The 13,458-nt window shown below is 74.8% G+C and carries 10 protein-coding genes; 5 read left to right on the top strand and 5 right to left on the bottom strand.

All coding sequences use genetic code 11. The features are described from left to right. Nucleotides 1-10: 10 nt before the first annotated feature. Complete coding sequence (locus ACOQFB_RS06615; protein WP_421609922.1) at nt 11-1,759, bottom strand: PKD domain-containing protein; 1,749 nt, start codon at nt 1,757-1,759, stop codon at nt 11-13. A gap of 230 nt (nt 1,760-1,989) precedes the next feature. On the opposite strand from ACOQFB_RS06615, the gene ACOQFB_RS06610 reads away from it, so the two are divergent. Then, nucleotides 1,990-3,375 carry a GumC domain-containing protein gene (locus tag ACOQFB_RS06610; protein ID WP_421609923.1) on the top strand — a complete coding sequence of 462 codons (1,386 nt, stop codon included), beginning with the start codon at nt 1,990-1,992 and terminating at the stop codon, nt 3,373-3,375. Nucleotides 3,376-3,481: 106 nt separating this feature from the next. On the opposite strand, the gene gltA is transcribed toward ACOQFB_RS06610, so the two are convergent. Beyond that, complete coding sequence (gltA, locus tag ACOQFB_RS06605; protein WP_059439080.1) at nt 3,482-6,517, bottom strand: NADPH-dependent glutamate synthase; 3,036 nt, start codon at nt 6,515-6,517, stop codon at nt 3,482-3,484. A 305-nt stretch (nt 6,518-6,822) separates the two neighbouring features. On the opposite strand from gltA, the gene ACOQFB_RS06600 reads away from it, so the two are divergent. Continuing rightward, the gene (locus ACOQFB_RS06600) at nt 6,823-7,311 is read left to right on the top strand and encodes a hypothetical protein (RefSeq protein ID WP_421609924.1); all 489 of its coding nucleotides are present in this window, start codon (nt 6,823-6,825) and stop codon (nt 7,309-7,311) included. Nucleotides 7,312-7,364: 53 nt separating this feature from the next. On the opposite strand, the gene ACOQFB_RS06595 is transcribed toward ACOQFB_RS06600, so the two are convergent. Further along, nucleotides 7,365-8,345 carry a PilZ domain-containing protein gene (locus tag ACOQFB_RS06595; RefSeq protein WP_421609925.1) on the bottom strand — a complete coding sequence of 327 codons (981 nt, stop codon included), beginning with the start codon at nt 8,343-8,345 and terminating at the stop codon, nt 7,365-7,367. Between the two features lie 67 nt (nt 8,346-8,412). Here ACOQFB_RS06595 and ACOQFB_RS06590 point away from each other — a divergent pair, with 67 nt between their 5' ends. Continuing rightward, nucleotides 8,413-9,495 (top strand): rhomboid family intramembrane serine protease, encoded by a 1,083-nt coding sequence (locus ACOQFB_RS06590; protein WP_421609926.1) that lies wholly within the window; start codon nt 8,413-8,415, stop codon nt 9,493-9,495. Between the two features lie 77 nt (nt 9,496-9,572). Beyond that, nucleotides 9,573-10,526 (top strand): zinc-dependent alcohol dehydrogenase family protein, encoded by a 954-nt coding sequence (locus tag ACOQFB_RS06585; RefSeq protein ID WP_421609927.1) that lies wholly within the window; start codon nt 9,573-9,575, stop codon nt 10,524-10,526. 15 nt (nt 10,527-10,541) lie between these two features. Here the strand turns inward: ACOQFB_RS06585 and ACOQFB_RS06580 are convergent, their stop codons facing one another. Then, the gene (locus tag ACOQFB_RS06580) at nt 10,542-10,952 is read right to left on the bottom strand and encodes a VOC family protein (protein WP_059437966.1); all 411 of its coding nucleotides are present in this window, start codon (nt 10,950-10,952) and stop codon (nt 10,542-10,544) included. A gap of 179 nt (nt 10,953-11,131) precedes the next feature. Here ACOQFB_RS06580 and ACOQFB_RS06575 point away from each other — a divergent pair, with 179 nt between their 5' ends. After that, entirely contained in the window at nt 11,132-11,659 is a 528-nt protein-coding gene (locus ACOQFB_RS06575) for a hypothetical protein (protein ID WP_421609928.1), read from the top strand. Between the two features lie 109 nt (nt 11,660-11,768). Here ACOQFB_RS06575 and ACOQFB_RS06570 read toward each other — a convergent pair whose 3' ends face one another. Further along, nucleotides 11,769-13,358: an aromatic amino acid hydroxylase gene (locus ACOQFB_RS06570; protein ID WP_059437964.1), complete on the bottom strand. Its 1,590-nt coding sequence runs from the start codon at nt 13,356-13,358 to the stop codon at nt 11,769-11,771. Nucleotides 13,359-13,458 lie beyond the last annotated feature (100 nt).

Raw genomic sequence — 13,458 nt, 5'->3', positions numbered from 1 at the left:
GCTGACGGCCTCAGCGGGACTCGTAGGCGCCCAGGTCGTACGCAGTGCCGCGCGGGCGAGCGGTGCGCAGGAAGTCGCCGCGTACCTCGACCAGGGGGGCGCCTGCGTCCACGGCGGGCGAGCGCGGCCCGAGCGTGTAATCTCCGCGCTCGGGATCGGTGAACCCTGGCGAAGCCGTGAGCAGGTTGTGATCCTGGGTCAGGCCCTGCCCAGCAACACCCCCGACGATCGCCGGCTCCCTGCACAGCGGTGCGCTCGCGAGGTTGTTCCGAAGCGTCACCCGCGCTGCGAAGCGCTCGACGCGAATGACGGCGAACTCGTCGGCCGCGTCCCTCCGCACCATCGTGTTGTTGACGACGCGCACGTCCTCGGGTTCGGGCTCCAAACCGCGGCGGCCGACGAGAACGGCGGTGTAGTACTTCGCCGCGCCGGTCCCGTCGAAGACGTTGTTCCGGACCATCACGTCTCGCGCCCAGATCGTCAGGTCCACCTGGACGCTCGCCTCGCCGCTGGTGACGTTCCGCTCGACGACGACGTGGCTCACCCGCTCGTCGTTCTCCGCGTCCTGTGGCCCGATGGCCATCGACCACACGCGGCCGCGCACCCGGTTGTCCGCCACGGTCACCCACCGCGTCTCCGGGCGCCCGTCGCCATGCGCCGGGCCGTGCAGCTTGAGGGCGTGGCGCGTCCCGCCCGGATTCCACAGGCGGTTGTGCGCGATCACCGCCTTGTGCGCCTGCCACACCCGGAGGGCGTGCGTGCTCGTCATGTCGTGCAGGTCGTTGCCCAGGATCGCGAGGCGGCGGCCACCCACGTACATGCCGCCCGACTGCTCCGCCGTGGCCTCGCACTCCACCCAGGCGTTGCCGTCGTGCGGGGTGGCGTAGATGGGCTTCCAGTCGCCGTTCCCGAGCCCGACGCGGAACCCGGTGGAGCGCACACGGAGCACGAGCGCGTTCACCGTCTGGACGACGTTGGAGTAGCCCACCGCCGCCGCCTGGTCCACCGCGGCCCCCGGGCCGACCAGCTCCAGGTCCATCAGGCGCCAGTCCGGGGCGCGGACGATGAGCCCTCCGTCCACGCCGGTCACCCTCAGCACCGGCCGCGCACCCTCGCCGTAGGCCCCGATGATCCCCGGCCCCGGCGCGGTCAGCGTGACGCCCACGGTGGTGAAGGCGTCCCCGCGGCGGAGCAGCAGGCGCCGGCCAGGACCGCCGTTCACCGCAGCGAACCCGCGCGCGAACGTGGCGAACGGCGCATCAGGGCTGGTGCCGGCGTTTCCGTCGTTCCCGCCCGCGGCGACGTAGTAGGTCTTGCCCGCGGGTGCCGAGACGGTGATCTGCTGCCGGTAGGTCCGGCGGGTCCCGCCCGCGTCGGTCACGGTGAGCGTGGCCGTGTACGTGCCCGGGGCTTCGTACACGTGCGCGGTGGTGTATCCCGTGGCCGTGTTGCGGCTCAGGCCGGTGGTGCGCCAGGCGCCGGCGCCGGGGTCGCCGAAGTCCCACACGTACTCGGCCGCCTCCGGATCGGCGGGCTGGACGACGCCGCTCCGCCACGTGAACGGCGATGCCGGTCCCTCGGGCTGGGTGTCCACGGCGTCGAAGAACACCGCGAGCGGAGCCACGCCCGCCACCCGGTTCGCCGCCGTCATCGGCGCCGCCGGGGCCGGTGCGGTCCCGCTCGCTCCTGGCGCTCCGGGCACCGCGAGCGTCACCACCAGCGCAGCCAGCGTGGCGCGCCTCGCGATCGAGCCCCGCATTGCCTCCCCCGTGACCGGCGAATCGTCGCAGCCCCCGCGCACGCCGATCCCGGCCCACCGTAGCACAGCTGGACGGCGGCCCGCGGCGCGCCGCGCGCCTGCGCGGGTCCCCCACGCTCCTCCGACTCGCACGCGGATGGCGCGGGGGTTTATCATCGCGGGGCATTCGCGGTCCGGGCATGGCTCGGCGTGGCGGCGCCTGTGGAGCCGTCGGAAGGGACTGGGAACCGATGACGCCGGACTTTCCTCGGCTCACCGACGGCTCGGACTACGACGGCGCCGGGGCTGCCCGGGGGCCGAAGGTCACGCCGCTCGACTGGCTGACGCTCGCCGTGCGCGCGGCGCGGCGCCGCAAGGTCCTGGCTGTCGCGGTGTTCGTGGTCGCGTTCGGCGCGAGCATCGCGTTCGCCGTCACGCGGAAGCCCATGTACCGCGTCTACACGACGATCCTGGCCCAGCGCTCGAGCGCGCTCCCGTCCGCCGCGCGTGCAGGCTTCGAGGACCTCCCCACCCGGTCGGCGTGGGAGATCGTCCACCGGCGCGAGAACCTCGTCGCGATCGTGAAGGAGACGAATCTCGTCTCCGCCGGCCTTGCGGTAGAGGAGCCCGACCTGCGCGCGCGGGTGAAGCGCGCGCTCGGCATCGGCCGCGCCGGGGCGCCGGCCGACCCGGTGGATCGTCTGGTGCTGGTGCTCGACAAGGAGCTCGAGGTCAGCACGGAGGAAGGGACCATCACCATCAAGCTCGACTGGCCAGACCCGCGACAGGCTCACGCGGTGGTCCAGGCCGCGCTGCAGAACTTCCTCGAGTCCCGCCACGTCCAGGAGGTGACGGCCCTCGACGAGATCATCTCGGTCCTGCGCGGGCGCGCCGCCGTCCTCCGGAAGAACCTCGACGATGTCATGGTCGACGTGCAGCACCGTCGTCCGGCGGCGGTCCGGGCCCCGTCGTCCCCGGTGTCGACGGGCCCGAGCGAGGAGCTCGTGCGGCTGCAGTCGCTGCTCGCGTCGAAGCAGCGGGCCATCGAGGACGTGGAGAACTTCAGGCGCCGGCGCATCGCCGAGGTGGACGCGCAGCTCCACCAGGCGCTGAACGCGCTCTCGGAGGCCCACCCGACCGTCATCGGCTTGCGCCAGGAGCTCGCGGCGGTGTCGCGCGAGTCGCCGCAGATCGGGACCCTGCGCGAGGAGGAGCGCAAGCTCCGCGCACAGGTCGTCGAGCGCGCCGCGCGCGAGGGGACGTCGGCCACCGCCGCGGCGCTCGCGCCGCAGCCGCCCGCCGCGGAGAGCTCGCGCATGACCGACGACCCGCGGGTGATCGAGGCGCGCGCCCAGTATGAACAGATGAACCAGCGGCTCGGCGCCGCCCAGGTGGAGCTCGATGCGGCGCGCGCCGCGTTCAAGTACCGCTACAACGTGGTCTGGCCGCCGCAGGTCCCACAGACGCCGTACGGCAACAGCCGGTTCGAGATCGCGCTCGCCGGGCTGCTCCTCTCGCTCGGCCTCGGAATCGCCGCGGCGGCAGCGCCGGACATCGTGCGCGGGCGCATCATGCAGCGGTGGCAGGTCGAGCGGACGCTGGACCTGCCGGTGCTCGGCGAGATCCGGCGGAAGTGAGCCGGCCCGGCGCGCCGCAGGCCTCGTCCCCCCGTCCCCCGAGATGGAAAGGCCCCGGGGGCTGGACCCCCGGGGCCTCGTCACGGTCTCCGCCGGCGCGGAGGGCCTACAGCAGTCCGGGCTTGCCCTGCTTCCACCGCTCGTACTCGGTGGTGAGCAGGTCCACGTGCTCGCGCTCCTCGGCGGCGAGCTCCTTGTACAGCTGCTTCTCGGGCGAGCCCTCCGGGGCGGCGGCGCCGCGCTCGGTGAAGAACTTCACCGCGCGCTGCTCGAAGCCGATCGCGATCCGGAACAGGTTGCCCGGATCCTCGGGCCGGTTCTCGAGGCCGGCGAACAGCGCCGCGCGCTCGATCTTGAAGCCCTCGGTCGGCGACGGCGCCTGGGCGTGGTAGCGGCGCGTCAGCGTCGCCATGTGCTCCTGCTCCATCCCGGCGAACTTCTCGAAGAGCGCCTTGAGCACCGGCTCCTTCGAGTCCTTGGCGGCCTTCGCGTAGAACGCCATGCCGCCGAGCTCGATCTCGAACGCGAGCCGGATGGCCTCGAGCGCCTTGACCTCCTCGACCTTGCGCGGGTCGGTGACCTGGAGCTTGCCGCCGCAGGCCGGGCACATGCCGTACGGGAACGCGAAGCCCTCGCTCACCTTGCCGCAGTCGTCGCAGCGCCACTGCAGCTGCGCGGTGCCGCAGCAGACGTACTCCTCGTCGCCCTCGATCGGGCGGCGGCACTTCGGGCAGGTCTTCACCGCGGTCTCCGCCCCGGCCGCGACGGCGCCGGCGTGGGTGTGGAGGCCGGCCTGTGCGGCCGGCGCGGCGCCGGACTGCGCCATCGGCTGGAACGCGGCCACCTCCTCCTGCGTGAGCGGCCACTTCTTGCCGTTCGTCAGGTAGGTCGCGATGGAGCGCGCGGCGCGGCGGCCGGCGCCCATGGCCAGGATCACGGTGGCGCCGCCGGTCACGATGTCACCGCCGGCGAACACGCCCGGGAGCGTGGTGGCCTGGGTGGACTCGAGCTTCCCGTCGTCCGCCGCGATGTTGCCCCACTTGTTGAGGCCGAGGCCGGGGGTGGACTGCGTGATGATCGGGTTCGCCTTGGTCCCGAGCGCGTAGATGACGGTGTCGCACTCGAGGTCCTTGAACCGGCCGGTGGACATGGGCTTGCGGCGGCCCTTGTCGTCGGGCGCGCCCAGCTCCATCTCCTCCACCTTCATGCCGCGGACGCTGCCCTCGGCGTCGGTGTAGATCTCCACCGGCGTGTGGAGGAAGAAGAAGTCGATCCCCTCCTCCTTCGCGTGCCGCAGCTCCTCGATGCGGGCCGGGGCCTCCGCCTCGCTGCGCCGGTAGACGCAGCGCACCGTCGGCGCGCCGAGCCGCTTGGCGACGCGCAGGCAGTCCATGGCGGTGTTGCCGGCGCCGATCACCACCACGCTCTTGCCGAGCGAGATGGGGGTGTCGAGGAACGGGAACTTGTCGCCGCCCATCAGGTTCACGCGGGTGAGGAACTCGTTGGCCGAGTACACCTGGCCCGCGAACTCGCCCGGGATCCCGAGGAACTGCGGCGCGCCGGCGCCGACGCCGAGGAACACGGCGTCGAAGCCCTTCTCGCCCAGCAGCTGCGGGACGGTGAAGGTCTTGCCGATGACCTTGTTGGTCTCGATCTTCACGCCCATCTCGACCAGCTTGTTCACCTCGCGGTCGATGATGTCGCGCGGGAGGCGGAAGGACGGGATGCCGTAGCGGAGCACGCCACCGACCACGTGGAGCGCCTCGTACACGGTCACGTCGCAGCCGAACTTCACCAGGTCGGCCGCGGCGGCGAGGCCGGCGGGGCCGGAGCCGCACACCGCCACCTTGCCGAGCTTCCTGTCGAAGCGGGGCGGGACCACCGGCTTCGGCCGGGCGTTGTCACCGACGAAGCGCTCGAGGCGGCCGATGCCGACCGACTCCATCTTCTTCGCGATGATGCACTGGGCCTCGCACTGCGTCTCCTGCGGGCAGACGCGGCCGCAGACCGACGGGAAGATGGAGGCCTCGTTGATCACCTCGAGGGCGCCCTCGAGGTCGCGCACCACCACGTGGCGGATGAAGCGCGGGATGTCGATCTGGACCGGGCAGCCGGCGATGCAGGTGGGCTTCGCGCACTGGATGCAGCGCTCGGCCTCGCCGAGGGCGTCCTGGAGCGAGTACCCCAGGTTGACCTCCTTGAAGTTCCGCGCGCGCTCGACGTGGTCGCGCTCCGGCATCTTCGTCTGCGTCGGCACCAGCTCCTTCAGCTTCTTGTAGTTGCGCTTCTCCTCCTCGAAGAGCTGCTTCTCGAGGTTGCAGACGTGCGCGTAGTCCTCGTTCGCGCGGGTCTCCTGGCTCTTGAAGCGGCGCTGGCGCGCGAGGAGCTCCTTGAAGTCCACCTGGTGGCCGTCGAAGTCCGGGCCGTCCACGCAGGCGAACTTCACGTCCTTGCCGACCGTCACGCGGCAGGAGCCGCACATGCCGGTGCCGTCCACCATGATCGCGTTCAGCGAGACCATGGTCTTCACGCCGAACGGGCGGGTGGTCTCGACGCAGGCGTTCATCATCGGCAGCGGGCCGATGGCGATGGCGAGGTCCGGCTTGTCCTTCTCGCAGACCTCCTTCAGCGCCTGCGTGACGAAGCCCGGCTTCCCGTAGGAGCCGTCGTCGGTGCAGACGATGAGGTCGTCGCAGTACTTGCCGAACTTCTTCTCCCAGAACACCAGGTCCTTGTTCCGGAAGCCGATGATGCCGGTGGTGCGGCAGCCCGCCTCCTTGAAGGCGCGGAGCTGCGGGTACACCGGCGCGACGCCCAGGCCGCCGCCGACGAGCACCACGTGGCCGGCGTTGTCGATGTGCTGGGGCAGGCCGAGCGGGCCGACGAAGTCGTCGAACGTGTCGCCCGCCTTGTAGTTGGTCATCATCTCGCGCGTCGTCTTGCCGAGCGCCTGGATGACCATCGTGATGGTGCCCTTCTCGCGGTCGAAGTCGGCGACCGTGAGGGGGATGCGCTCGGACCCTTCGTGCAGCCGGAGCATGACGAAGTGCCCGGGCTGGGCGGAGGCGGCGACATCGGGGGCGTAGACCTCCCACAGGAAGGTCACGTCGGAGAACGCTTCGCGGCGAAGGATCGAGTACATCGGGAACCAATCCCTCCGTGCAGTTGGAGTGGGGGGAGGTACGGTTTCGGCCTGCGCTTGGTATCAGCCCCCCGTGGAGGGCGTCAAGGGAGACACCCGCGAAATTTCAAGAGAATTGCCGATTGGATCGGTCCACATTGCGACCGTTCGCCCCCGGGCCGGCGCGGGGCGCGCGGCCGGCGCGCTGCCGCCTCGGACAGGCGGCCGGGATCGCCGGCCAGCGGCCCCTGCGGGCGGGCCCGCCGCCCGGCCGCCCGTGGAGAATGCCGCGCCGCCCGCCGCCTCCGGCGGGCCCAGGGGAGATCATGAACGTCCTTCGCATCGCCGCCGCCGCGGCGCTGGCCGCGGCGGTTCCCGCGCCGCAGGCCCACGCCGCCGACCGCACCATCCCGGTCTATCCGGGCGCTCGCCTGCTCACGCTGCCGCCGGAGCCGGGCGAGACGCCCGAGTGCTGCACGTTCGTCACGTCCGATCCGGCCGCGAAGGTGACGGCCTGGTACGCGAAGGCGCTGTCCGTGCCCGCGCTCGACCGCGCCGCCTTCGAGCGCCGCTACCCGGAGTTCCGCGAGGCGATGGCCCTCATGGCCGAGGCGGCGGAGCACCGCGCGCCGAAGGACATGCGCCTGTTCGTCCTGCGCGAGGAGCCGGTCGGCGGCAAGCGGATGCCCACGCTCACGCTCGCCATCCTCTCCACCACGGAGGGCACGGTGTTCGAGATCGGCGAGGAGGAGCTCGGGGCCGAGGGGCCGCGCTGGGCGGAAGAGATGCGGCGCGCCTCGCGCGCGAGGCGCTGATCCGGCCCGAGGCGCCGGGAGCGTCCCGCGCGCCGGGGTGCCGCCGCCCGCGCTCAGGCGGTGCGCCGGCCGTCGAACGCGAGCCGGCCGAGCACGCCGGCGATCTCCGGATCGCCAGGGGCGATGGCGAGGGCCCGGCGCAGCAGCGCGATGGCCCCGTGCACCCTGCCCTCGGCCAGCTCGCCGCGCGCCCGCTCCAGGCACTCTGCCGCCTCCGGCGGGCGCGGCCGCCCGGCGGCGCCGCGCCACCCCACCCCCGCGCCCACGAAGTCCGGCGTGCGCGCCGGCGGTGCGCCCCACCCTGCGCCCGCCCCGCCGTCGGCCGCGCGCGCCGCGCCCCTCGCCGGCGCCGGGACCGCCGCCGGGGCGACGGGCGCGGGCGCCGGCGTGGCCGGCACCTCGGGCGCGAGCGCCACCTCCGCCTGCAGCAGGGTCCGCTCCCAGTCCCGCGCCCTCGCCGCGGCGCCGCGCGCGAACGTGAGGTGCTGGTGCGCGAGCAGCGAGAACAGCGCGCGCCGCGCGCGCGGCCATCTCGGCCCGAGCGCGGCCGCGACGCTGCGCAGCGAGGCGCCTTCGCCCACCGCGCGCAGGATGGCGATCTCGTGCCTGTCGAGATCGGCCACGAACCGCGGCGGCGCGCCCAGCCAGACCGTCGCGTCGAGCGGGATGCGGTCCGGGAGCCGTCGCCCGGGACCGATGCCGGAGCTGGACGCGAGCAGCGCCTGGTACCAGCGGCCGGCCCGCTCCAGCTCCGCCGCGTCGAACGCGACCCCGAGCCTCCACGGCGCCTGCGCGCTCGCCCACGCCACGCGGCCGGCGACCGCGACCGCCTCCGCGAGCAGCGGGTGCGAGACCTCGAGCCGCACCGCCTCGCCGACTGCCACCGCGCCCGCCGCGCGGAGCTGGCAGCCGCTCGGGCCGAGGTCCTCGGTCTCCGCGTCGAGCACGCCGGCCGGCGCGGACAGCCTGCACGCACAGCGGACGCGGGCGCGGGGCGCGCGGCGCGGGTTGACGATGGTGTCGGCGTCGCTCATCGATCCGGACGCTATCCGAACGCGCGCGGTCGCACGAACCCGGGGTCACGGTACACTCCCACGCCGCATGCACACGGACGCCCCACGACCTCGGGACGGTCTCGCCGCCAGGCTGCGCGCCGCGCCCGGCACGGTGGCCCTCGCCGCCGTGGATCTCGCCGCGTTCGGGTGGGTGGCGGCCCATGGCTCCACGACGGACCCCGCGCTCCTGGCCCGCCTGGGCGCGCTCGATCATGCGCGGGTGTGGGATGGCGAGCCCTGGCGCCTCCTCACCGCCGCGTTCCTGCACGTCGGGCCCGTTCACCTGGTGTGGAACCTCGCGTTCGGGGTGCCGCTCTGCGCGCTCGTCGAGCGGGCCATCGGCACGCGCCGCTTCCTCGCCGTGTACCTGGCGAGCGCGCTGGGCGGCTCCGCCGCCTCGATGCTGGCCGCCATGCCGATGTCGGCGGGCGCCTCAGGGGCGCTGTTCGGCGTGGCCGGGGCCATGCTGGCGCTCTACCGGCGCGCGGTGGGCTCGTGGCGCGCGTTCCTGTCGTCGCGCGACATCATCCTGAACGGGATCGTGCTGGTCGCGTTCGCGCTGGCGGGGCTGTTCCTGCCCATCGACGGCTGGGCGCACGCCGGCGGGCTCGTCACCGGCGCCTGGCTCGGCTGGATCGCCTCGCGCCCGCCGCCGCGGCGCGCCCGGGCCTGGCTCCCGCCCGCGGCCGCGCTCGGGCTGGCGATCGCGCTGGCGCTGCGGCCGGACCCGCGCTGGGCGGCGAACCGCGACGAGCTCGAGGCGCTGCACGCCGCCCTGCGCGACGGCGACCGGACGCGGGCCCGCGCGGTGCTCGACGCCGCGCACGCCCGCGGCAACGACGCCGCCGGCCTGCCGTACTACGAGGGCCTGCTGCTCGCGCAGGAGGGCGACCTGGACGGCGCGCTGGAGCGGCTCCGGCCCCTCGCATCCGCGGCGCGGGGGCCCGCGCGCGACGAGGCGCGGAAGGCGCTCGCGGCGGTGGCCAAGCGGCTGGGCGTGCTGCTCGTGGTCGGCGACGGGCGTCCCGCGGACCCGGCGCGCGGGCGGGCCCTGCTCGACGAGGCCTGCGCCGCCGGGGACGCGGAGGCGTGCCGGCTGGCGGCGGAGGCCGCCGCGCTCGAGCGGTGAGGCGGGCGCCCGTGCGCGCCCGCGCCCACCCCCGAGTTTCGCGTGCCCGGTCCCCGCGGACGCGCGAGAACAGGGGCATGCGCGCCATCGTCCTCTCCCGCTTCGGCGGCCCCGAGGCCCTCGAGCTCCGCGAGGTCCCGGACCCCTCCCCCGGCCCCGGCGAGCTGCTCGTCCGGGTGATCGCCTCCGGCACCAACCCGGTGGACGCGAAGCTGCGGCACGACGGGCGCTGGGCCGGGCTCGCGCCGCCGGTCGTGATCGGCTACGACGCCTCGGGCGTGGTCGAGGCGGTCGGCCCCGGCGTGAAGGGCTTCGCGCCGGGCGACGAGGTCTATTACACGCCGGAGATCTTCGGCAACGCGGTCGGCAGCTACGCCGAGCGCAACACGGTCGCGGCCGCGATCGTGGCGCGGAAGCCGGCGCGCCTCACCCACGCGCAGGCCGCGGCCATCCCGCTCGCCGGCGGCACCGCGTACGAGGCGGTGGTGCGCCGGCTGCAGGTGCGACCCGGCGAGTCGCTGCTCGTCCAGGGCGGCGCGGGCGGCGTCGGGTCGTTCGCGGTCCAGCTCGGCAAGGCGTGCGGCGCGCGCGTCATCGCCACCGCCGGCAAGGCGAACCAGGCCACCCTGCGCGCGCTCGGGGCGGACGTGTGCCTCGACTACGACCGCGACGACGTCGCCGACGCGATCCGGGAGGAGACCGGCGGCGCCGGCGTGGACGCGGTGTTCTCGACGGTGGGCGGCGCGCCGCTCCTCTCCGCGCTCCCGCTCACCCGGCCCTTCGGGCGGCTGGCCACGATCCTCGAGGCGACGGGCGATCTCACGCCGCTGTACGTCCGCAACCTCACGCTGCACGGCGTCTTCCTGGCGCGCGAGGGCGCGCGGCTGCGCGAGCTGGCCCGGCTCGTGGACCAGGGGAAGCTCGAGCCGCTGGTGGACGCGGTGCTCCCGCTCGAGCAGGTGGCCGAGGCGCACCGGCGCCTCGACAGCGGCCACGGGCGCGGGAAGATCGTGCTCGAGGTCGGGCGCTGACCGCGGCGCGCGCGCTCAGGCCGGGTCGGCGATCTCGTCGTACCCGCGCCCGCGGAACTCGAGCAGGCAGATGCCGTGGCCGAACGGATCGGCGAGCCGCGCCATCCGGCCCCACGGGCGCTCCACGAGCTCGCCCTCGCGCCGTGCGCCGGCCGCCTCGGCCCGCGCCAGCGCCGGCTCGAGAGCCGGCACGGCGACGTCGAGGTGCACCGGCGTCCAGTGGCGCCCGTAGTCGCGCGGCGTCGCCGCCCCCGGGTACGGGGCGCTGCCGCCGCGGTTCTCGAGCAGGTAGATCGGCGACGTCGCCCCGAGCAGCTCCGCGGCCGCGCCACCGAACCGGCGCCCGACCCGGAGCCCGAACGCCTGCGTGTAGAACGCGACCGCGCGCGCCAGGTCGTCCACGTCCACGTTCACGAGCAGGTCCATCGCCGTCCCTCCCCGTACGCCATAGCGCTCGGCGCGCCCCACCGCCCGGACCTGTGCGATCGAAGGTGGGGCGGACCGGTGGTACGTTGCGGCGCATGAGCGACCCGCTGGTCCTGCGCGCCCCTGGCTACGGTTGAGGTCCCGTCGCGGGCCTCGGTTGAGGCACCGCCCTCGCGCCCGTGCTGGCGCGACTCGACGGGATCCCCGGCGTGCGCGAGAGCCGCGCCGACGCCTCCGGCCGCCACTTCCTGCTCGAGCTCCGTCCGGGCACCGACCGCGCCGCGGCGGTGGAGGCGGCCTGCGCGGCGCTGGGAGCCCGGGCGCGGCCGCTCGAGCCCGAGGAGGCCGCCGCCCAGCTCGAGGCCCGCGGTCGCGGCGACCCCTGGTACGCGGCCGCGGACACGCTCGCGCTCTGCTACCTGGAGGCGCGGGTGCTCGCCGCGAACGCCGGCCCGGCCGCCGCGCGCGCCGCGGGGCTCGACGCCGCCGCGGGAGACGCGGTCTGCGAGGCCGCCCGCGCGGTGCTGTTCCAGGTCATGGAGCGGGTGCACGGCGAGGGCGGGCGGCCGTCCTCCGGCTGGTTCTACGAGGAGTGGCCGGCCATCGCCGACGCCATCGCGGAGCGGTCGGCGCGCCTGCTCCCCGCGCTCGACGCGGACGCCGCGGCGCGCCTGCGCCGGGCCATCGCCGCGCTCCACGCGCGCTGACGCCGACCCGACCTCCCTCGCCCTTCGACAGGCTCAGGGCGAGCGGAACATAGAGCCAGCGTCCGCTCGTGGTGAGCCCGTCGAACCACGAGCGTGACGAGGCGCCGGCTCACGCGTGCGCGGGCGCCTCGGCGCCCGGGGCGAGCAGCTCGTCCACCTCGGTGCGCAGCAGCCAGTCCCCGGGGAACGCGGCCGCGGCCTCGCGGATCGCGAGCAGCCGCTCGCGCGTGGCGCGCCCGGTCTCCCGCAGCCGCCGGACCTCCTCGTACAGCGCCGCGAGCGCCGGCGGGAGCGCCTTCGCCTTCCGCGCGCGTGCCCGCGCCTCGCCCTCTCCCGCGGTGAACGTGCCGTGCTCGCCGAACCACCGGTCCCAGGCGCCGGGATCGGCCGGACCGCCCGCCACCGAGCGCAGGTCGCGCGAGACGAACAGGAGCGCCCAGGTCGGCAGCTCGAGCGGCCGCCCCTCGCGCGTCGCGCGCAGGTCCACCACCTCGCCCCCGCCCACCGCGAAGCCGCGCAGCGCGAGCCCGCCCGGCAGCGAGAGGTCGAACGGCCCCCGCTCGGGCACCGCCGCGTCGCCGAAGGCCACCACCACCTCGCCCGGCCACGGCTTCCCCTCCCCGCGCCCCTCGCGCGAGACCAGCACCGGTCCGTCCAGCCGCACCAGCGCCGTGGCCAGACCGGGCGCGATGTCAGCGGCCGACGGGATCCGCTCGGCCACCTTGCCGGTCAGCTCGCGCCCGCCGGAGAGCACCAGGTGGTTCACGGTACGTGCGCGGCGCGCCTCCTCCAGCCCGTGATCGCCGCCGCGCTTCCAGGAGAGCCCCGCGCCGAACGCGTCCAGCACCTCGAAGAGCTGGTCGAAGTCGCGGGCCACGAACAGCTGCGGCTGCATGCGGGTGATGTCGTAGGCGACGTCGGCGCAGCCCGGCTCGAGCGGCAGCTTGCGCACCGCGGGCGTGAGGCAGTGGACCGCCTCGCCGATCGACGAGAGCAGGCCCGCGCCGTAGATCTTCGGATCGGCGGGCGTGCCCACCAGCCCGTACTCCGCGGTCCACCAGTAGAGCCGGCTCGCGCGCGTGGACTCCGAGGCGTACCGCACGCTCGCCGTGGCCGCCTGGAGCCGCGCCTCGGACAGCGCCACCTCCTCCTCGCTCGCCTCCGGGTCCTCCTTCACGACGGAGAGGTTGCGGATGGCCTCGAACACCGCCTGGTCCTCCGCCGAGGCGATGGCGCGGAAGCCCACCTCGCCGGCGCGCTGCAGGTACTCGGCGTAGGTGGGGTCGGCGATGAACGGCGCGTGGCCGGCGCTCTCGTGGATGATGTCGGGCGCAGGCGTGTACTCGATGTGCTCGTGGGTGCGGATGTCGGCGGCGATGGCCAGCACCCGCCGGCTCTGCAGCTCGGTGAACACCGCCGGCGGGATGAACCCGCGCACCGCCACCGCGGACCACCCCACCCGCGACAGCTTCCGGTTCATCTCGTCGAGGCTCGGGATGCGCTCCACCTCGATGCCGGTGGCGGCCAGGCCGGCCAGGTAGCGGGGGTGGGCGCGGGTGGCCAGGTGCGCGGTGAGCCGCCGGAGGACGTGGCGCCAGACCGCGTGGTCGCGCGGCGTGTACGCGGCGTGGTCCTGCGCGACCACGAAGCGGCGGAGGTGCGGCGGCAGCTCGGCGATGGCGCGCTCGGTGGGACCCATCTCGCCTCCACGGGAAATGTGCGACGGCGCGCGGCGCCCGGAAGCTCCGGACCGGCCACGCCTGCCCGGCGCGGGCCCCCCGGCCCGGACGCCCGGCGCG

The organism is Anaeromyxobacter sp. Red801 (assembly GCF_049201065.2).
In the GTDB taxonomy this organism is placed as follows: Bacteria; Myxococcota; Myxococcia; order Myxococcales; family Anaeromyxobacteraceae; genus Anaeromyxobacter.
This window is presented reverse-complemented; position numbering and strand designations above follow the sequence as displayed.